Origin of the sequence: Actinosynnema sp. NPDC050436 (assembly GCF_040655415.1) — a bacterium.
Taxonomy (GTDB): domain Bacteria; phylum Actinomycetota; class Actinomycetes; order Mycobacteriales; family Pseudonocardiaceae; genus Actinosynnema.
The window spans coordinates 89182-108619 of record NZ_JBFAJV010000013.1 but is presented as its reverse complement, the minus strand read 5'-3'; the positions used below and the strand labels follow the sequence as shown (position 1 = coordinate 108619).

Here is a 19438-nt window from a genome sequence, read left to right as displayed (position 1 = left end):
TCTCCCAGGATCTGGACAGTCGATAGATCTGGACTTCCCAGACAGTGGGAAGTTAGTATCGGCTTGTGGGACAGCATAGCGGGATCGGCGTGCTGGACAAGGCAGTGGCTGTCTTGAACGCCGTCGCAAAGGATCCGTGTGGGCTCGCCGAGTTGTGCAACCGGACGGGCTTGCCCCGCGCGACCGCGCACCGGTTGGCCGTGGGGCTCGAAGTGCACCGGTTGCTGCGACGGGGTTCGGACGGCCGCTGGCGTCCGGGCGCGGCTTTGGCGGAATTGGCGGGCGGGGCCACGGACCCGTTGCTGGACGCGGCGTCCTCGGTGCTGCCGAGGCTCCGGGACATCACCGGGGAGAGCGTGCAGCTGTACCGGCGCGACGGGATGCAGCGGATCTGCGTGTCGTCCGCCGAGCCGCCCAGCGGCCTGCGCGACACCGTCCCGGTGGGGGCGCGGCTGCCGATGACGGCGGGCTCGGGCGCGAAGGTCCTGGCGGCGTGGTCCGACCCCGGCACCCAGCGCTCGGTCCTGGCGGACGCGGTCTACGGCGAGCGCACCCTGCTGGAGGTCCGCCGCAGGGGCTGGGCGCAGAGCGTCGCGGAGCGCGAGCCGGGCGTGGCGAGCGTCTCGGCCCCCGTCCGCGACAGCACCGGGGCCGTGGTGGCCGCGGTGTCCGTCTCGGGCCCCATCGACCGCATGGGCAGGCGGCCAGGAGCCCGCTGGGCCGCCGACCTGCTGGCCGCAGCAGAGGCCCTACAAGCCCGCCTCTAACACCCAAACACCCCCTTCCCCCCGACGCCCCCTTCCCCCGGCGGCACCCTTTCCCCCTCAACGCCACCACCAGCACAAGCGGCCTCCGACCCCGAAGGGTTCGGAGGCCGCGACGTGCAAGGGGGCCTCGGGGGCAGAGCCCCCCGAGACGGGGCCCGGGGGCCGTGCCCCCGGTGACAATGCGAAAGATCCCCGTGACGGCAACGCCGTCACAGGGATCTCCGAGATCTGTAGCCCCGATGGGATTCGAACCCACGCTACCGCCTTGAGAGGGCGGCGTCCTAGGCCGCTAGACGACGGGGCCCTAGGGATCTTGCCTTTGTTTCATTCAGTTGTCGTTCTGTCTGCCTGCGGTAGCTTAGCACATCTATTTTCTACCGCTTGCAGCTGGGGTACCAGGACTCGAACCTAGACTAACTGAACCAGAATCAGTCGTGCTGCCAATTACACCATACCCCATTGGCTTTCCGATCAACTTCCCCGTGACCACCGGTCCGAGGGGCTGTCCGTTCCGCCGGGAGGAATAGTAGACCAAGAGCCCGGCGGAACGGAAATCGGGGGTCAGGCAGAGGCCGCCGACAGCTCGCAGACGAGGAGTTCGGGCAGCTCAGACAGGCTGCTGATGGCCGAGATGCCGGACGGCAGCGCGCCCTCGCGCGGCCCCTGCCGGTTGAGCCAGACGCCCTTCATGCCGGCGTCGCGCGCCCCGATCGCGTCGGCGTGGAGGCGGTCCCCGATGTGCACCGTGTCGTGCAGCGGCACCCCGAGGTCCGCGCACGCGGTGTCGAAGATCACCCGGTCCGGTTTCGCGGCGCCCACCTCGCCGGCGATCAGGACGGTGTCGAAGTACTGGGCCAGGCCGAGCGCGGCGATCTTCACGCGCTGGTGCTTGCCCGAGGCGTTGCTCACGGCGGCGAGGGGCAGGCCGGTGGCGCGCAGCCACTCCAGGCAGGGCACCACGTCCGGGAACAGCCGCCAGCCCGACGCCAGCACCCCCTGGCGGAACAGCTCGCGCCGGGTCGCCTCGGCGAGGTCGATCTCCTCGCCGAGCGCGGCGAAGAACGCGCGGGTGCGGACGTTGCGCATCGACTCGTACGCCAGCTCACCCGAGAGCAGCCGGGCGCAGTGCTCATCGGTGATGCGCTGCCACAACGACCAGTTGTCGGCGTTGCCGACCATCGCGGCGAGCGCGGCCCGCGACGAGCTGCTGTAGTCGACGAGCGTGTCGTCCACGTCGAGGCTCACCGCGCGGATCTCGCCGGTTCTCCGGGGGGTGAAAGTCGGGGCTGCGGTTGTCACCCAGTGAGGCTAGGTGCGGGCAGCCCCCGTCCGACTCGACCAGAGAGGTGATATCTCGCGGTTCTTGCACGGTCAAGCACCGCTGAACCGTCCGAACGCACCAGTCAGATTGATCCGAGCGCCCTGCGCAAGCGCCCGATCGAGCGATCCCGGCCGACCAACTCCAGGGATTCGTACAGCGGTGGCGAGACGGTACGGCCCGTCACGGCGACCCGCACCGGGGCGTACGCCTTGCGCGGCTTCAGGCCCAGTCCGTCCACAAGGGACACCTTCAGCGCCTCCTCGATCGAGGCCGCCGTCCACTCCCGGACCGACTCCAGAGCGGTGATACTCGCGGTCAGCACGGGGCGGGCGTCCTCGCCCAGCGCCTTGGCCGCGGACTCCGCCTCCGGGACGAACGACCCCTCGTCCGTGAAGAGGAACCGCACCATGCCGGACGCCTCGGACAGCACGACCAGACGCTCCTGCACGAGCGGGGCCACTCCGCGCAACGCGGTCAACTGCTCCTCGGTCGGGTCGACCAGGAGGCCGTCCGCCGCGAGGTGGGGCAGCACCCGGGAGACGAACTCCTCGACGGGCAGCGCGCGCAGGTGCGCGGCGTTGATCGCCTCGGCCTTCTTCAGGTCGAACCGGGCCGGGTTCGCGCTGACCTTCTCCAGCGAGAACGCCTCGACGAGTTCGGCCACCGAGAAGATGTCCCGGTCGTCGGCGATGGACCAGCCGAGCAGCGCCAGGTAGTTCAACAGCCCCTCGGGCAGGAATCCCCGCTCGCGGTAGAGGAAAAGGTTGGACTGGGGGTCCCGCTTGGACAGCTTCTTGTTGCCCTCGCCCATCACGTAGGGCAGGTGCCCGAATCGCGGCGTGAAATCAGTCACGCCGATTCGCCGCAGTGCGGCATAAAGGGCCAACTGGCGCGGGGTGGACGGCAGGAGGTCTTCGCCGCGCAACACGTGCGTCACGCGCATGAGCGCGTCGTCCACCGGGTTGGTGAACGTGTAGAGCGGGTCCCCGTTGGCGCGCACCAGCACCGGGTCGGGCGTCGCGCCGGCCTTGAACGTGATGTCGCCCCGGACCAGGTCGTCCCAGGTGAAGTCCTCGTCCGGCATCCGCAGGCGCAGCACCGGTTCGCGGCCGTCGGCGCGGAACGCCGCCTTCTGCTCGTCGGTCAGGGCGCGGTCGTGGCCGTCGTAGCCGAGCTTCGGGTCCTGGCCGGCGGCCTTGCGGCGGGCCTCGATCTCCTCGGCGGTGGAGAAGGACTCGTACAGCTCCCCCGCGTCGAGCAGCCGCTGCGCGATGCCGGCGTAGACGTCACGGCGCTCGCTCTGCCGGTACGGGCCGTCCGGGCCGCCGACCTCGGGGCCCTCGTCCCAGTCCAGGCCGAGCCACCGCATGGCTTCCACCAGCATCTCGTAGGACTCCTGCGAGTCCCGCGAGGCGTCGGTGTCCTCGATGCGGAAGACCATCGAGCCGCCGGTGTGGCGGGCGTACGCCCAGTTGAACAGGGCGGTGCGGATCATGCCCACGTGCGGCGTGCCGGTCGGCGACGGGCAGAAGCGGACGCGGACCTCTGGGGTGACTGCGGATGCGCTCATGACCCGATCAGCGTATCCGGCTTGACCGGCGTCGCCGACAGGAGCATCCTGAACTTATTCAACTGCCGTTGAAAAGAGGTGGGGATCATGGAGAGGACCACGGTCGCGGTCGTCGGCGGAGGCCCGGCGGGGATGGTGTTCGCGCTGCTCATGGCGCGGGCGGGCGTCGAGGTCACGGTGCTGGAGAAGCACGGCGACTTCCTGCGCGACTTCCGGGGCGACACCGTGCACGCGTCGACGCTGACGCTGCTCGACGAGCTGGGGCTGGGCCCGTCGTTCGCCGAGGTGCCGCACCAGCTCGTGGAGGTGGCCCAGGTGATCACCGAGGACGGGTACGCCACCGTGGCCGACCTGAAGCGGCTGCCCGGCCCGCACAAGCACATCGCGTTCGTGCCCCAGTGGGACTTCCTCGACCTGCTCGCCGACGCGGGCAAGCGCGAACCGACGTTCCACCTGCGGATGAACGCCGCGTTCACCGGTGTCGTCAAGACCGGCGGCCGGGTCACCGGGGTCCGCTACCACACCCCCGACGGCGAAGCCGAGCTGGCCGCCGACGTGGTGGTCGCGGCGGACGGCCGCAGCTCGTCGGTGCGCGCCGAAGCGGGCCTGGAGGTGCGGGCGTTCGGGGCGCCCATGGACGTGTGGTGGTTCCGCATCCCGCGCTACGAGGGCGAGCCGGTCGGCGGCACGGGCCGCTTCGTGCGCGGCACGGCGCTGGCGATGATCCCGCGCGGCGACTACTTCCAGTGCGCCTTCCTGATCCGCAAGGGCATGGACCGGCAACTGCGCACCGAGGGCGTCGAGGCGTTCCGCGCGCGGGTGGCGGAGCTCGTCCCGTGGCTGGAGGAGCGGATGGCGACCGTCGAGTCGCTGGACGACGTGAAGCTGCTGGACGTGAAGCTGGACCGGCTGCGCCGCTGGCACGACGAGGGCGTGCTGTGCATCGGCGACGCCGCGCACGCGATGTCGCCCATCGGCGGGGTCGGCATCAACCTGGCCGTCCAGGACGCCGTGGCCGCCGCGCGGATCCTGGCCGCACCCGCCCGGCGCGGCCGGATCACCTCGGCCGTGCTGGCGAAGGTCCGCAGGCGGCGCTGGCTCCCGACGGTGGTGACCCAGGCGGTGCAGCGGCGCATCCAGGACTCGTTCCTCAAGCCCGTGGTGAACGGCGACCGCCGGCCGGCGACCCGCCGGGTGCCCCTGCCGATCACCGTGATGCGGCGGCTGCCGTGGCTCCAGGCGATCCCCGCCTACCTGGTGGCGATCGGCCTGCGCCCCGAGCACGCCCCGGACTTCGCCCGCCGCGCCCCGGAGAAGATCACCAGGAGCTGACCAGCACACCCCGGGCGACTCCGCCAGGAGCCGCCCGCCACCCCCACCGGGTCAGCGGTTGGTCACCGAGTTCGTCAACGTCCCCAGCCCCTCCACCGTCACGGACACCGACTGCCCCGCCCGCAACGGCCCGACCCCGGCGGGCGTACCGGTGAGGATCACGTCCAGCGGGCGCAGCGTCATCACCGCCGAGATGTACTCGATCAGCTCCGGGATGTCGTGCAGCAGCAACGAGGTCCGCGAGTCCTGCCGGACCTCGCCGTCCACCTCGGTGCGGATGGCCACGTCCGACGGGTCGAACTCCGTCTCCACCCAGGGCCCCAGCGGGCAGAACGTGTCGAACCCCTTGGCGCGGGTCCACTGCCCGTCGCTCTTCTGCAGGTCCCGCGCGGTGACGTCGTTGGCGATCGTGTAGCCGAGGACCGACTGCCGGGCGCGGGACGCCGGGATGTCCCGCCCACCCACGCCGACGACGACCGCCAGCTCACCCTCGAAATCCACCCGCTCGGACACGGCGGGCAGCTTGATGTCCGCGTTCGGACCGATCACGGCCGTGTTGGGCTTGAGGAACAGCAGCGGTTCGGCCGGCACGTCGTGCCCGAACTCGGCGGCGTGCTCGGCGTAGTTGCGGCCGACGCACACGATCTTGGGAGGCAGGAAGGGGGCCAGCAGGCGGACGTCCGCGAGCGGCCACCTGCGGCCGGTGAACGTCGGGTTGGCGAAGGGGTCCTCGGCGATCTCGACGGCGGTGAGGTCGTCACCGTCGCCCTCGATCGAGGCGAAGGCGAGGCCGTCCGGTTGGGCGATACGGGCAATGCGCACGGCAATCACCCTAACCGGCGGCTTGCCACACCACCCGCCGTGCCTAGCGTCGAAGGATGAGAACCCTGCTGCCGGCCTCACTCACCCTGCTGGCCCTCCTGACCCCCACCCCACCCGCCACAGCGACCCCCGCCACGCCCACCACTTCCACCACAACCACCGCTCCCATCCCCCTGGAAGCGGGCACACCACTCACCTCACCCCCGAACGCCCGCTGCGTGAACGGCTTCAACGTCCAGGGCCACCTGCTCGTCTCGGTCCGCTGCGCCACCCACACCAACCCGGTGACCGGTCCGGGCGGCGGCCGGATCGGCCCGGTCCTGCGCATCCGCGACACCTACGCCGTGGTGAAGGTCCTCGACCCGGCGAGCTGGGACCAACTCCCCCGACTGGCCGGCTACGCGACCCCGATCACCGGCTCCGCGGAGGCGGCGATCGGGGCGACGGTCTGCGCGGGAACCAGGTCGACGGGTTGGCGCTGCGGCACCGTTCAGGCGAAGAACCAGACCGTCAACCACGGCACCGGCGCGATCACCGGCCTGACCCGCACGAACCTGTGCGTCCATTCCGGCGACGACTGGGTGCCCGTGGTCAGCGGCAACCAGGCGCAAGGCCACCTGCTGGGCGGCAGCGGCAGCGGCTCGGGCAACTGCACGTCCTTCTTCTACCCGATCAACCGCATCCTGAAAGCGGAACAGTTCACCCTCACAACCGCCCACCCCCTATAACCCACTCACGACTCCACTCTCACACCGCGACCCGCGTCGCTTTATGCACCAATGCGTCGCACAACGCCAACCAACTGGCCTCGACGATGTTCCCGTGGACACCGACCGTGGTCCACTCGCGTTCCCCGTCCGTCGACTCCACCAGCACGCGGGTGACGGCGTCGGTGCCGTGCTGATCGGTGAGGATGCGCACCTTGTAGTCGTTCAACTGCACGCTGTCCAACCAGGACAGGTGCGGCAGCAACGCCTTGCGCAACGCAGCGTCCAGCGCGTGCACCGGCCCGTTGCCCTCGGCCGTGGCGATCACCCGCTCCCCCGCGACGTGCACCTTCACCGTCGCCTCCGACACGATCGCCCCGTCGTGCGTGTGGTCGAGCACCACGCGGTACGACTCCAGCGTGAACGGCGGCGCGTCCAGTTCGGACAGCTCGTCCTTCAGCAGCAGTTCCAGCGAGGCGTCGGCCGCTTCGAACGACCAGCCGCCCGCCTCCAACTCCTTGACCTTGCGCACCACGGTGGTGAGCGTGTCAGGCCGGCGGGTCAGGTCGATCCCGAACTCACGTCCCTTGAGTTCGAGACTGGCCCGACCCGCCATCTCGGTGACCAGCACCCGCATGTCGTTGCCGACGGTGCCCGGATCGATGTGGTTGTACAGCTCCGGGTCGACCTTGATCGCGCTCGCGTGCAGACCCGCCTTGTGGGCGAAGGCCGACGACCCGACGTAAGCCTGGTGGGAGTCGGGTGCGATGTTGGCGATCTCGGCAAGGGCATGGGAGACACGGGTGAGCTCGGTCAGCGACTCGCGCGGTAGCACGTCCAGGCCGAGTTTGGTCACGAGGTTCCCGACGACGGCGAACAGGTCCGCGTTGCCCGCTCGCTCGCCGTAGCCGTTGGCGGTGCACTGCACGTGGGTCGCCCCCGCCTGCACCGCCGCGATGGTGTTGGCCACGGCGCAGGACGTGTCGTCCTGGCAGTGGATGCCGACCCGGAAGCCCGTGCGGGCGACCACGTCGGCCACGGTCTCGGCCAGCCCCAACGGGAGCTGCCCGCCGTTCGTGTCGCAGAGGACGACGACGTCGGCGCCACCCTCCACAGCGGACTCCAGCGTGCGCAGCGACGTGTCGGGGTCGAACGCGAAGCCGTCGAAGAAGTGCTCCGCGTCGAGGAACACCCGCCGCCCCTCGTCCACGAGGAACCGGACGGTGTCGCGCACCATGGCGAAGTTCTCCGCGACGTCGGTCCGCAACGCGCGTTCGATGTGCCGCCGATCGGACTTGGCGACCAGCGTGACCACCGGCGCCTGCGAGTCCAGCAGGGCGCGGACCTGCTGGTCCTCGTGCACCTTCACACCGGCTTTCCGCGTGGCCCCGAAAGCGACGAGCTGCGCGTGTTTCAGCGTCAGATCGCCACCGGCGGCCCGTGCGAAGAACTCCGTGTCCTTCGGCAGCGCCCCCGGCCAACCACCCTCGATGAACCCGACGCCCAGCCCGTCCAACAGCCGCGCGACGGCGAGCTTGTCGGTGACCGAGTAGGAGATGCCCTCACGCTGGGCACCGTCCCGCAAGGTCGTGTCGTAGACGTGGAAGGAATCGCCGAGCGTGGTCACGGGGTCTCCTTGGAAAGATCACGGAAAACAAAAAGACCCCCCGCAGGATGCGAGAGGTCAGCGCGCCGGGTGCTTGGGAAGCACTTACCCGGCGCGCTCAGCAATAATGATCACGGCGAAGAGAGCCACGTTCCGAATACTGCCACAGCCCAGCGACGATTACCAAGCCACGGACGGGTGTTCCCACACTGTGAGCACCTCAACGCCCACCCGCCACCCCACACGCCCCACCCCGCACGCCCCACCGCCCACGCCCACGCCCACCGTCTCGCGTCTCGCGCACACTCCACCCACCGAGTCGTGTCATCCCCGTGTGGCCCGCGCGCCAGCGAACCGCGCTTGGCCAGGTCATGCAAGCACGCCCTTCGCTTGCACGACCTGGCCAAGGGTGGTTGTCTCCCGACCGGGCCACACGGGGATGACACGACGACCCGCACTTCCGTCATCCTCGGCGGTTCGCCCGTCCGGCGAGGACTCCCTAGAACCCCCACCACCCCACCGCAGCCAAGGCACCCCGATCCCCGAGTGACTCAGCCCTGCGCCAGGAACCGCGCGAAGGACTCGATCGCAGCAGGGTTCCGAGGCGACTCCACCAACGCCGCGTACGGCAGGACGAAGAACCGCTTGTCCCGCACCGCCGGCACCTCCCGCAACGCCGGGTACGTCTCCAGGAAGGCCCGCTTCTTCTCCGGGGTGTTGGCGTCCGCGTCCGCGTAGTCGTTGATCAGGATGACTTCCGGCGCGCGGGACACCACCGCCTCCCACCCGACCGTGGTCCAACTGTCGTCCAGGTCCCCGAAGATGTTGTCACCGCCCGCCTTGCCGATGATGTCCTGCGGGGCCGCGTTCTTGCCGGCCGTAAAAGGCTGGTCCAGACCGCTGTCGTACAGGAACACCTTCGGCCTCGGCCGTCCTGCCAACAACTTCTCCGCGTCGGCCACCTGCTTCTGGTAGCCGGAGATCAGCTTCTCCGCCCGGTCCGACACGCCGAAGATCGCGCCGAGGTTGCGCAGGTCCGTGTACAGCGCCTCCAGCGGCGGCATGATGCCGCGTTGCTTGCCGACGCCGTTCAGGCACGCTTCCGTCAGTTGGTAGGTCGCCACACCCAACTGTCGCAGCGCTTCCGGCGTGAAGCCGGTGCTCTCCGAGAAGCCGTAGTTCCACCCGGCGAACACCAGGTCCGCCCCCGCGCCCTGCACGACCTCCTTGTTGATCTCCCTCGCCAGCTTGGGGACCTTCTCGAAGTCGGCCTTCCACGGCGAGCTGTCGATGTCGCCGTTCTGGCTCTCACCGACCACGTAACCCGCCATCCGGTCGCCGAGGTCGAGCGCGAACATCAGCTCCGCGATGCCCGTGTCGTTCGTGACCACCTTCTTCGGCGCGCGGTCATACGTGACGTCGACCCCGCAGTTCCGCACCGTCACCTTCTCGCCGTCGGAAGGCGTCTCGGCAACCGTCGCCCCGCACCCCGCCGTCAACCCCAGCACAGCCGCCACCACAGCGAACCTCTTCACCGCACTCCCTCTCACGACCGACACACGACCAACTCGTCCGCCCGGCTCACCCGGCTCACCCGTCCACCCGGTGTTCGAACAACAACTGCGGGACTCCGCTGACCGGGTGCGGCACCACGTGGGCCTTCACCCGGAAGACCTCCGACAGCACCTCGGGCGTCAGCACCTCGGCGGGTTTCCCGGACGCCACCACCAGCCCGCCGTCCATCACGTGGATGCGGTCGCAGTACGCCGCCGCCAGGTTCAGGTCGTGCAGCACGGTCAGCACCGTGATGCCGAGCCCGCGCACCAGGCCGAGCACCGCCAACTGGTGGTTGATGTCGAGGTGGTTGGTGGGCTCGTCCAGCACGAGCACCTTCGGCTCCTGCGCCAGCGCCCGCGCGATCAGCACCCGCTGCCGCTCCCCGCCGGACAGGCTCAGGAAGCTCCGGTCGCGCAGGTGCGCGGCGTCCACCCGGGACAGCGCCGAGGCGCAGACCTCCCGGTCGCCCGCCCGCTCGCCGTCGAAGCCGGACTGGTGCGGCAGCCGTCCCATCGCGACCACCTCGGCCACCGTGAAGTCGAACTCCACGTGGCTGTCCTGGGTCAGCGCCGCCATCTCGCGCGCGCTCTCCCGCGAGGTGTACTCCGCCAACGCGCGCCCGCCCAGCCGGACGACCCCCGCGCTCGGGTGCAGCACCCGGTACACGCACCGCAGGGTCGTGGACTTGCCGCTGCCGTTGGGCCCGACGATCCCGTGCACCTCGCCGGCACCGACCGCGAGCGTGACGCCGCGCAGGATCCCGGCCACCGCGACCGCGTCGACCTCAACGTCCACCAGCCACCTCCCGCATCACTTGCCGCCGAACACGTAGCCGCGGCTGCGCATCAGGAACACGAAGCACGGCACGCCCAGCGCCGCCGTGATCACCCCGAGCGGCAGCTCTTCCGGCGCGGCGAGCAGCCGGGCCGCCACGTCCACCCAGATCAGGAAGCACGCGCCCGCCAGCGGTGCGATCGCCAGCACCTTGCGGTGGTCCGCCCCCACCACCAGCCGCACCAGGTGCGGCAGCATCAGCCCGACGAACCCGATCGCCCCGCTGACCGCCACCAGCACGCCGGTCATGGCGGCCGTCACCACGAACAGCACCTTGCGCAGGCGCGCGATGTCCACGCCGAGCGTCGTCGCGGTCTCGTCGCCCATCGACATCGCGTTCAGGTTCTTGGCCTGCAACCGCAGGTAGGCGATGCCGCCCAGCACCACGACGGCCGCGATCGGGAGCGACATCCAGGTCACCCCGCCGAGGCTGCCCAGCAGCCAGAACATCGCCGCCCGCGCCGCCTCCCCGCGCGGGGCCTGGAACACCAGCAGCATCGCGATCGCGGAGAACCCGTAGGCCATGGCCGTCCCGGTGAGCACGAGCCGCAGCGGGGTCAGGCCGCCGCGCCGGGCCGCGAGGTACACCAGCGCCATCGCGGCCAGCGCCGACAGGAACGCCGCCGTCGACAGCGCGTAGATCCCCAGTGCGGCGAACAGGCCGGTCGTGGCGACGGCCGTCGCGCCGACGCTCGCGCCGGACGAGATGCCCAGCACGTACGGGTCGGCCAGGGCGTTGCGGACCATCGCCTGAATCGCCACGCCCACCACCGACAACCCCGCGCCGACCACGGCGGCGAGCAGCACGCGGGGCAGCCGGATGTCCCAGACGATCCGGTACGCGCCGGCTTCCGAGGCGTCGATCACCCCGCCCGCGAACGCCGCCCGGAGGAACCGCACCACGTCGGGGAACGGGATGCTCACCGGTCCGAGCGCCACGCCGCACACGATCGACAGGGCCAGCAGCGCGATCAGCCCGGCGCACAGCCGTTTGGTCACCGGTCGCCTTTCGGACGGGTGGCCGTGCGGCACGCAGCCCGAGGACCGTCGCACCCGTCCCGCAGACCACGGCAGGAGGTGGAGCTCTTTCCGCCACCTGCGGGTGATCGGGCTCGCCCTCCACCGGAGGGCCTACCGCTGCGGGTCAGCGCCGGACTTCGACCGGACTTCCCCCGCCGGGGGCTGGGCCGACCCTACGTCGTGGACCAGCCACTCCGCGATTCCCGTGTCCTGGCTCACGCCCCCACCCCCACCCACACGCCACCGCCGCCGTCAGCACCACCCACACGCCACCGCCGCCACCACCACCCCAGAACCCAACCCCGCGAAAACGCCGGAGGCCGCTCCGACCCCACGGGGTCGGAGCGGCCTCCGGAACAACTCGCGGCCGTCAGGCCCCGGTGCGGACGTTGGAGCTGACCAGCGCGGCGAGCCGGTCGCCCACCGCGTAGGTCGCGCCCGGCGAGGCGTGGTCGCGGGTGGCCAGGTCGAACGCCACCGACGCCTCGATCCGCCGCGCCGCCTCGCCCTCACCGAGGTGGTCGAGCATCAGGGCCACCGACAGCACCGCCGCCGTCGGGTCCGCGATGCCCTGCCCGGCGATGTCCGGCGCGCTGCCGTGCACCGGCTCGAACATGCTCGGGTTGCGCCGCGTCACGTCCAGGTTGCCGCTGGCCGCCAGTCCGATGCCGCCCGTCACCGCCGCCGCCAGGTCGGTGAGGATGTCGCCGAACAGGTTGTCCGTGACGATCACGTCGTACCGGGCCGGGTCGGTGACCAGGTGGATGGTCGCCGCGTCGACGTGCTGGTAGGCCACCGTCACGTCGGGGTGCTGCAACGACACCTCCTCCACCACGCGCGACCACAGCGACCCGGCGTGCGTGAGCACGTTGGTCTTGTGCACCAGCGTGAGGTGCCTGCGGGGCCGGTTCGCCGCGCGGGCGAACGCGTCGCGGACGACCCGCTCGACGCCGAACGAGGTGTTGATGGACACCTCGGTGGCGATCTCGTGCGGGGTGTCCTTGCGCAGCAGGCCGCCGTTGCCCGCGTACAGGCCCTCGGTGCCCTCCCGCACGACCACCATGTCGATCTCCGGCGGGTCGGCGATCGGGCTGCGCACCCCCGGGTACAGCCGGGCCGGGCGCAGGTTCACGTGGTGGTCGAGTTCGAACCGGAGACGGAGCAGCAGACCGCGCTCCAGGATCCCGCTGGGCACCGACGGGTCGCCGACCGCGCCGAGCAGGATCGCGTCGTGCTGGCGCAGTTCGCCCAGCACCGACTCCGGCAAGAGCTCACCTGTGGCGTGCCAGCGCGCCGCGCCGAGGTCGTAGCGGGTGATCTCAGCCGCTGGAACGACCTCACCGAGCACCTTCAGGGCCTCGGCGACGACCTCGGGCCCGATCCCGTCTCCTGGGATCACTGCGAGCCGCATCCACACACCTCCCAGGTATCAGTCCCATTGCGCGGGACTAGTTTCCTTTGCGAAAGGCTACCGGTCGCAGACCCGTTCGCCGCACTCGGAACACACTTCAGTGGTCATGTCTCCCGTACTGCGGGACACCCGAACGGTTCAGTACCCCCGTTCGGCCGTCACCCGATGTGCTTAAACGGCTCTGGCCGGCCGGGGCAACCCCCGACCGGCCAGAGCGACGCACGCAGGTCAGTCCGCTGAGCGGTTGCCCTTCGCGGCCTTCACCTTCACCACGTCGGCCTTGTCACCGGTGGCGTTGTGGTGGTTGAGCACGAGCAGGCTGTCCGCCCCGTCGGCGGCCAGTGCGGCTGCGTCGCGGTTGACCACCAGCGCGGTGCCCGGACGGGCCACGTAGGACAGCGCGGCGTCGCCGCCGCCCTGCACCCACAGGCCCGGCTTGAGCGGGTCGAACGACGACGGCGTGCCGATCGAGTCGATCAGCCCGTTCGTCGTGCCCGGCGCAACGTAGAAGCCGGCCACGCCCGAGGTGTAGGAGATCCGCGACGTGTCGGCGTTGGCGTCGATGCCCAGCGCCGACAGCAGCACCGGCAGGACGACGACGTTGGTGTCGAACACGTTGGTGTCGACGTCGCCGAACTGGCCGTTGATGCCCTGGATGTCGACGGTGGCGCCGGTCCGCAGGTCCTGCGTGACCGCCACCAGCAGGTCGGTGTCGGTCAGCTTGTTCGCGTAGACCTCGAAGTCCGGGACGCCGTCACCCGTGGTGTCGATGTCGACGAACGGCACCGTGTTGTTGCCCAGGTTGTACCAGTTGCCCCAGGTCGCGAGGCCGAACGCGAGCAGCGCGTTCTCCGGCTCGCCCTGCGCCCTGGCCAGCGGCGCGGTGGACGCGGCACCCACGTACCGCAGGTCACCGCCCTTGGCGGTGTCGTTGAGCGTGCAGTTCGTCGTCACGTTGCGGCGGCACTCGCGCAGCTTCGGCGAGGTCTGCTGCAACTCCAGGACGCTGACCAGCGACTTGTACGCGCCCTGGTTGACGCCCCGGCCGGCGAGGTTGAGCACCGACTGCTTGGCGTTGCCCTTGAACGTCACCTTGTCCGGGGTGGAGATGTCGGCCACCGGCTTCGGGGCCGAGTACACCGGCACCCGCAGCGCGACGGTGGAGCCGCTCTTGGGCGTGAGCACGACCCGGCCGGACGCGTCGGCCAGGAACTGGCGCGGCACGTCGAGGTGGTTCGCCTCGACGGTCGGGTCGACGGTCTTGCGCAGCGCCTTCGGGTCGTCGATCTTCAGCGTGACCTTGACCTTGGCGATGCCGCGCGGGCTGAGCCGCACGGTGCTCTGCGACAGCTCGTACTTGACGCCCGGGATGGTGGTGAGCGCCTCGTAGTTCACCGCGTAGTCGACCCACTTGGTGGACTTGTTGACCACCTTGATGGTCTTGGACAGCGCGACCGGCTTGGCCACCTCGACCACGCCGAAGGACGCGCTGACCGCACCCGGGTCGTCCTGCACGTAGGCGAGCACCTGGTTGTCCAGCGCCGCCTTGCCGTCGATCCGGCCGGCACCCACGCGGTTGGGGGCGTAGGTCTTGCCACCGGCCTTCACGTCGGCGGACGCGCTGTTCATGATCGCGGCCTTGACCTCTTCCGGGGTCCAGTCCGGGTGGGCCTGGCGGACCAGCGCGGCGATGCCCGTGGTGTGCGGGGCCGCCATGGAGGTGCCGCTGAGCACGGAGGTCTTGTTGCCGGAGCCGACCGCCGCCGAGGAGATCGTGTCACCGGGCGCGGCCACGTCCGGCTTCACGACCGGGCCGCGCACGCCGCGCGAGGTGAACGAGCTGGGCGTGTCGGTGATCGACTGGTCGTAGGTCGGCAGCGAGGTGCGCAGGTCGCCCGCGAGGCGGACGGTCAGCGTGCCCGCGACGACCGCCGGCCGCACCGACGCGGTCGCGCCGCCGGTGAGCTGGATGACCGGGATGGCCGCGTTGCCGCCGATGCCCGCGCTGAAGTTCTCCAGGGTGGAGGTGAAGATCGCACCCAGCGCGCCGGCGGCGGTCGCGTTGTTCGCCCGCACCGCCGAGCCGCAGCGCCGGCTGGCGTCGTTGTCGTCCCACTCCAGCCACGCGATCTTGCCCGCGACGGCGGCGGCGTCGGCGGCCGAGAACGGCAGGCAGCCGTCCTTGTTGCCGGCGTCGCCCAGCGCGCGGACGGGCGCGGTGACCGACTTGCCCTCGTAGTTGTAGTTCTGGCTGTACTGGCCGGCCTTCAGGCCCGCCGAGCCGGCGGGCGCGGTCGCCTCGGCGGCGTCGCGCAGCACGTAGGCGTCCCGGGTGCTGGCCACGGTCAGCGACTCGGGGGTGCTGCCCGGCGAGCCGCCGATGTCGTACAGGTCGCCGCCGTTGCCCGCCGAGAACACCGTCACGACGCCGGAGGCGTTGAGCTTGCGGACGAACAGCGAGTCGGGGTCGTCCGGGGCGCCGTAGTCCGAGCCCAGGGACAGGTTGACCACGTCGAGGTGGTCGGAGAAGTCGCCGTCGCCGTCCGGGTCGAGCGACCAGTCCAGGGCCTGCGCGGTGACGTTGGTCGAGCCGGTGCAGCCGAAGACCTTCAGCGCGAACAGCTGGGCCTTGGGCGCGGTGCCGGGGCCGATGCGCATCGCGTTGAGCGCTTCGCCGTCGAGCTTGGTGTAGTCGCCCTTGAACGTCGAGCCGTCCGCGTTGACGCCGAAGCCCGCCGACGTGCCGGCGACGTGCGAGCCGTGGCCGTTGCAGTCGATCGGGTTCGGGTCCGGCTTCGGGGTGTTGACGGCCGGGTCGGTGCTCGCGCCGTCGTAGCCGTTGCCGACGAAGTCGTAGCCGCCGACGACCTTGGCGGTCGGGAAGTACGACGGGTCGACCTTGGTCTCGTCGATCGCCTCGAACGCCGGGATGGTGCCCGGACCGCCGAAGTCGGCGTGCGTGTAGTCGATGCCGGTGTCGATGATGCCGATGCGGGTGTCGTCACCGAGCTTGCCGTACTGCTGCCACACCTTGAGGGTGTTGGTGAGCTGGACGGCCGAGGAGTTCTGCGGGGTCTTGGGGACCACGGTGCGGACGGACTTCACGTCCGGGCGCTGCGCGATCTCCCGCACCTTGTCGGCGTCGGCCGTGACGACCACGCCCACCACGCCGTTGGCGGTCCGGTAGACCTCCTTGGTCGCGGCGTCCTTGCCCTTGAGGTCGCGCACCACGGAGTCGACCACCTTGGCGGTGTCGTTCCTCGTGGCCTTCGCGGCCTCCTTGGCCTGCTGCTTGGTCGCGCCCTGGCTGGTCTTCTCGGTGTAGGTGTCGACGGCCGGCTTGGCCTCCAACTCCACGAACGCGGTGACCTGGCCCCGGGCGGCGGACAGCCGCTTGCCCACCTTCAACTGCAACGCGCCGGCGTCGAGTCCGTGCGCCGCGGCGACGGACTCGGCCGGCTGATCCTCCGCGCCCAGCGCGGTCCCGGCGGTCGAACCGGCGACGAGGATCGCCGCCAACACCGGTACCGCTGATCTGGCGACAACGCGAGATCGGCTCACAACGTGCCCCTACCGAGGTCTGATTCGACCCGGCGGGCAGCACCGCTCGAATCGGTAGGGGTGGAACTGCCCGCGCGGTGCCGTGCCCTCTACGGCACCGGGTCAACCTCGTGAGGGGAACCTAATCGCTCCACCGAGCCGATCATTTAGACCGAAAGGGTGACGGCAACCACAGATTTGAGGACCAACAGTCAACTCGTGACACGGCCGGGACCTGCGGCGATATCCACAGAACACCGTTTTCGCCGCTTCGCCACGCACAGCACCGGGCCGGAGGCCGCCGACCTGCGGGAACCGGGTGGGACGACCCCACCCGGCGCACCGCACGCGACCCCCGGCCCGGCCAGGGCACACGCCCCGGAGGGCACTGGTCGAAAACCACCGCCGGAACGACCCCGGGAGCGCCCGGGGAATCCGGACCTCAGCCGAAGTCGACCGCGCGCACGGTGTGCGCGCCCACGGCCGCACCGATCGGGTCCAGCACCGCCGTGTCGACCGGCCGGTCCACGCGCAGCAGCATGAACGCGTCCGCGCCGTCCTTGGTCTGGCTGATCTGCGCCGCCTCGACGTTCACGCCCGCCTCGCCCAGCAGGGTGCCGACCGCGCCCATCACGCCCGGCCGGTCCGGGTACTCCAGCAGCAGCACGTTGCCCTCGGCGCGCAGGTCGAAGCTGCGACCGTTCACGCCCACGAGCTTCTCCACCTGGTCGAGGCCGGTGAGCGTGCCCGACACGGTGATCACCGCGCCGTCGGCCTGCACCGCGCGCACCGTCACCAGGCTGCGGTGGTTCGCGCTCTCCGGCTCCTTCACCACGTCGACCGAGACGCCCAGCGACGCGGCGAGGCTCGGCGCGTTCACGAACGTCACCTGCTCCTCGACCACGCTGGAGAACACGCCGCGCAGCGCGGCCAGCGGCAGCACCGCGACGTCCTCGGTGGACAGCTCGCCGCGCACCTCGACCGTGACGCTGGTCGGGGCCTTCGCGGACAGCGCCGCGACGACCGCGCCGAGCTTCTGCACCAGCGGCAGGTAGGGGCGGACCTCCTCGCCGACCACGCCGCCGCCCTGCACGTTCACCGCGTCCGGCACGAAGTCGCCCTGCAGGGCGAGCAGCACCGACTTGGCCACGTCGGTGCCCGCCCGGTCCTGCGCCTCGGTGGTGGACGCGCCCAGGTGCGGCGTGACGACCACGTTCGGCACGCCGAACAGCGGGCTCTCGGTGGTGGGCTCGGTGCTGAACACGTCGATGCCCGCGCCGCCGACCTGGCCCTCCTTGACCGCCTCGGCCAGCGCCTCCTCGTCCACCAGGCCGCCGCGCGCGGCGTTGACGACGATCACGCCGCGCTTGGCCTTGGCGAGCTGCTCCGCGCCGATCAGGCCCTTGGTCTCGGGGGTCTTGGGCAGGTGGATGGAGATCGCGTCCGCGCGCTCCAGCAGCTCCTCCAGGCTCACCAGCTCGATGCCGAGCTGGGCCGCGCGCTGCTGGCTCACGTACGGGTCGTAGGCGATCACCTCGGTGCCGAACGCGGCGATCCGGGCCGCGAACAGCTGGCCGATCTTGCCCAGGCCGACCACGCCGACGGTCTTGCCGTTGATCTCGACGCCGTTGAACTTGCTGCGCTTCCACTCGTTGTTCTGGAGGGTGGCGTGCGCGGCGGGGATCTGCCGGGCGGTGGCCAGCAGCAGCGCCACGGCGTGCTCGGCGGCGCTGACGATGTTCGACGTCGGCGCGTTGACCACCATGACGCCGCGCTCGGTCGCCGCCGGCACCTCCACGTTGTCCAGGCCGACGCCCGCGCGGGCCACGACCTTCAGCTTCGTGGTGGCCTGGAAGACCTCCCGGTCCACCTTGGTGGCGGACCGGACCAGCAGCGCGTCCGCGTCGGCCACGGCGGCGAGGAGCGCGGGGCGGTCGGTGCCGTCGACGTGGCGCACCTCGATGCCCTCGCCGAAGACGTCGAGAACGGACGGGGCGAGCTTCTCGGCGATCAGGACAACGGGCTTGGTCACGGACGTGCTCCCGGTGGTGTGCAAGGCGGGTTGGGGAGCGCGGGGCCGTCACAGCGAGCCGAGACCCGCGCGGCCGGCCACGGCAATGTGTCCGGGTTGTGAACGAGCATAGCCGGCGGCGGGCCCCCGCCGGTCACCCGGGTGCCCTGTCTCACCTGCTGGTTTCCCGTACGGGTGTCCTATATCCCCGGTCCGGGTGAACGGCGGCGCACCGGGCCGACGCCGGTCCGTCACGACGTCGGCGGGCAGTCGGCGATGCGCCGCCCGGCGGGACGGGCCGTGCGCGGTCCGGGGTATCGGGGCGCGGCCGGCCGGCGTCCGAGGGGTGTGACCGAGAACCCGTTCCGCCCCACCGACCGGGAACGCCGGGAGGGCCTCGCCCTGATCGCTCCCAGCCGCTGCCCGAGGTGCGCGCCTGCACCCGTGACCTGGCGGAATTGCGCACCGCCCGCCGAGACCACGCCACCGGCCACCGGCCCGCACCGATTCGGCGGGACCGCCACGCCGTTCCGCCCAGCCGGGGTGCCCCGCACCCTGACCCGCCCAGAGCAGACCTGCTGGTGGTGCGGCCACCCCGAGTCGTCGTGCGACTGCCCGGTCGGCGAGGCCCGCCGGTTCTGGCGGGGCTGACCGGTCACCAGGGCTCGTCGAACTCCCCGTCCTTGACGCCGAGGATGAACGCCTCCCACTCGGCGGGCGTGAACACCAGCACGGGGCCTTCCGGGTGCGCGGAGTTCCGCATCGCCGTGTAGGTCACGCCGTCGGTGTGCTCGACGAACGCGATCTCGACGTGCTCCTCTTCCTCCTCCGCGCCCTCGTCGCTGCGGATCCAGGCTGCGCCGGTGAGGTCGAGGTTGCCCCGCACGTGGGCCTTGTCGTCGTAGATCGGCGCGCTGTCGCTCATGGGCCTAGATATACC

At 70.9% G+C, this 19438-nt stretch carries 14 protein-coding genes, 2 tRNA genes and 1 riboswitch; of the genes, 3 read left to right on the top strand and 13 right to left on the bottom strand.

Translation table 11 applies throughout. The features are described 5' to 3' along the window. The first annotated feature begins 65 nt into the window (after positions 1 to 65). Positions 66 to 767: an IclR family transcriptional regulator gene (locus AB0I60_RS28070; RefSeq protein WP_360734799.1), complete on the top strand. Its 702-nt coding sequence runs from the start codon at positions 66 to 68 to the stop codon at positions 765 to 767. A gap of 231 nt (positions 768 to 998) precedes the next feature. On the opposite strand, the gene AB0I60_RS28065 is transcribed toward AB0I60_RS28070, so the two are convergent. From AB0I60_RS28065 to gltX, 4 genes are all read right to left on the bottom strand, one after another. Next, positions 999 to 1071: transfer RNA gene (locus AB0I60_RS28065), tRNA-Glu, on the bottom strand. Between the two features lie 83 nt (positions 1072 to 1154). Next, positions 1155 to 1226 (bottom strand) — tRNA-Gln (locus AB0I60_RS28060). A 102-nt stretch (positions 1227 to 1328) separates the two neighbouring features. Beyond that, positions 1329 to 2066, bottom strand: a complete 738-nt coding sequence (locus AB0I60_RS28055) for an HAD family hydrolase (protein WP_360734797.1) — start codon at positions 2064 to 2066, stop codon at positions 1329 to 1331. Between the two features lie 104 nt (positions 2067 to 2170). After that, positions 2171 to 3658 (bottom strand): glutamate--tRNA ligase, encoded by a 1488-nt coding sequence (gene gltX / locus AB0I60_RS28050; protein ID WP_360734795.1) that lies wholly within the window; start codon positions 3656 to 3658, stop codon positions 2171 to 2173. Positions 3659 to 3745: 87 nt separating this feature from the next. Between gltX and AB0I60_RS28045 the strand changes: the two genes are divergently transcribed. Next, positions 3746 to 4990 (top strand): FAD-dependent oxidoreductase, encoded by a 1245-nt coding sequence (locus tag AB0I60_RS28045; protein WP_360734793.1) that lies wholly within the window; start codon positions 3746 to 3748, stop codon positions 4988 to 4990. A 51-nt stretch (positions 4991 to 5041) separates the two neighbouring features. Here the strand turns inward: AB0I60_RS28045 and AB0I60_RS28040 are convergent, their stop codons facing one another. Beyond that, a complete protein-coding gene (locus tag AB0I60_RS28040; protein ID WP_360734791.1) occupies positions 5042 to 5812 on the bottom strand; it encodes a fumarylacetoacetate hydrolase family protein in 771 nt (256 codons plus the stop codon). 56 nt (positions 5813 to 5868) lie between these two features. Here AB0I60_RS28040 and AB0I60_RS28035 point away from each other — a divergent pair, with 56 nt between their 5' ends. After that, positions 5869 to 6540: a S1 family peptidase gene (locus AB0I60_RS28035; protein WP_360734789.1), complete on the top strand. Its 672-nt coding sequence runs from the start codon at positions 5869 to 5871 to the stop codon at positions 6538 to 6540. A gap of 19 nt (positions 6541 to 6559) precedes the next feature. Here the strand turns inward: AB0I60_RS28035 and cimA are convergent, their stop codons facing one another. The 8 genes from cimA to AB0I60_RS27995 form a co-directional block, all read right to left on the bottom strand. Continuing rightward, positions 6560 to 8146 carry a citramalate synthase gene (cimA, locus tag AB0I60_RS28030; RefSeq protein WP_360734787.1) on the bottom strand — a complete coding sequence of 529 codons (1587 nt, stop codon included), beginning with the start codon at positions 8144 to 8146 and terminating at the stop codon, positions 6560 to 6562. A gap of 530 nt (positions 8147 to 8676) precedes the next feature. Next, positions 8677 to 9660 carry an ABC transporter substrate-binding protein gene (locus AB0I60_RS28025; protein WP_360734785.1) on the bottom strand — a complete coding sequence of 328 codons (984 nt, stop codon included), beginning with the start codon at positions 9658 to 9660 and terminating at the stop codon, positions 8677 to 8679. 55 nt (positions 9661 to 9715) lie between these two features. After that, on the bottom strand, positions 9716 to 10477 hold the full coding sequence (locus tag AB0I60_RS28020; protein WP_360734783.1) for an ABC transporter ATP-binding protein: 762 nt from the start codon (positions 10475 to 10477) through the stop codon (positions 9716 to 9718). A 15-nt stretch (positions 10478 to 10492) separates the two neighbouring features. Next, entirely contained in the window at positions 10493 to 11515 is a 1023-nt protein-coding gene (locus tag AB0I60_RS28015) for an iron ABC transporter permease (protein WP_360734781.1), read from the bottom strand. A gap of 101 nt (positions 11516 to 11616) precedes the next feature. Further along, positions 11617 to 11689: riboswitch (cobalamin riboswitch) on the bottom strand. A 217-nt stretch (positions 11690 to 11906) separates the two neighbouring features. After that, positions 11907 to 12947, bottom strand: coding sequence for a 3-isopropylmalate dehydrogenase (locus AB0I60_RS28010; protein WP_360734779.1), 1041 nt, complete (start codon positions 12945 to 12947; stop codon positions 11907 to 11909). A gap of 228 nt (positions 12948 to 13175) precedes the next feature. After that, positions 13176 to 16508 carry a S8 family serine peptidase gene (locus AB0I60_RS28005; protein ID WP_360734777.1) on the bottom strand — a complete coding sequence of 1111 codons (3333 nt, stop codon included), beginning with the start codon at positions 16506 to 16508 and terminating at the stop codon, positions 13176 to 13178. Between the two features lie 421 nt (positions 16509 to 16929). Further along, positions 16930 to 18519, bottom strand: coding sequence for a phosphoglycerate dehydrogenase (serA, locus tag AB0I60_RS28000; RefSeq protein WP_360734775.1), 1590 nt, complete (start codon positions 18517 to 18519; stop codon positions 16930 to 16932). 634 nt (positions 18520 to 19153) lie between these two features. Further along, positions 19154 to 19423: a DUF397 domain-containing protein gene (locus AB0I60_RS27995; protein WP_015104552.1), complete on the bottom strand. Its 270-nt coding sequence runs from the start codon at positions 19421 to 19423 to the stop codon at positions 19154 to 19156. Between the last annotated feature and the right edge of the window lie 15 nt (positions 19424 to 19438).

Excerpts from the sequence above, each read along its gene's own strand:
- AB0I60_RS28045 (WP_360734793.1), top strand. The coding sequence starts at position 3,746 with ATGGAGAGGACCACGGTCGCGGTCGTCGGCGGAGGCCCGGCGGGGATG.
- gltX (WP_360734795.1), bottom strand. The coding sequence starts at position 3,658 with ATGAGCGCATCCGCAGTCACCCCAGAGGTCCGCGTCCGCTTCTGCCCG.
- AB0I60_RS28035 (WP_360734789.1), top strand. The coding sequence starts at position 5,869 with ATGAGAACCCTGCTGCCGGCCTCACTCACCCTGCTGGCCCTCCTGACC.
- AB0I60_RS27995 (WP_015104552.1), bottom strand. The coding sequence starts at position 19,423 with ATGAGCGACAGCGCGCCGATCTACGACGACAAGGCCCACGTGCGGGGC.
- AB0I60_RS28010 (WP_360734779.1), bottom strand. The coding sequence starts at position 12,947 with ATGCGGCTCGCAGTGATCCCAGGAGACGGGATCGGGCCCGAGGTCGTC.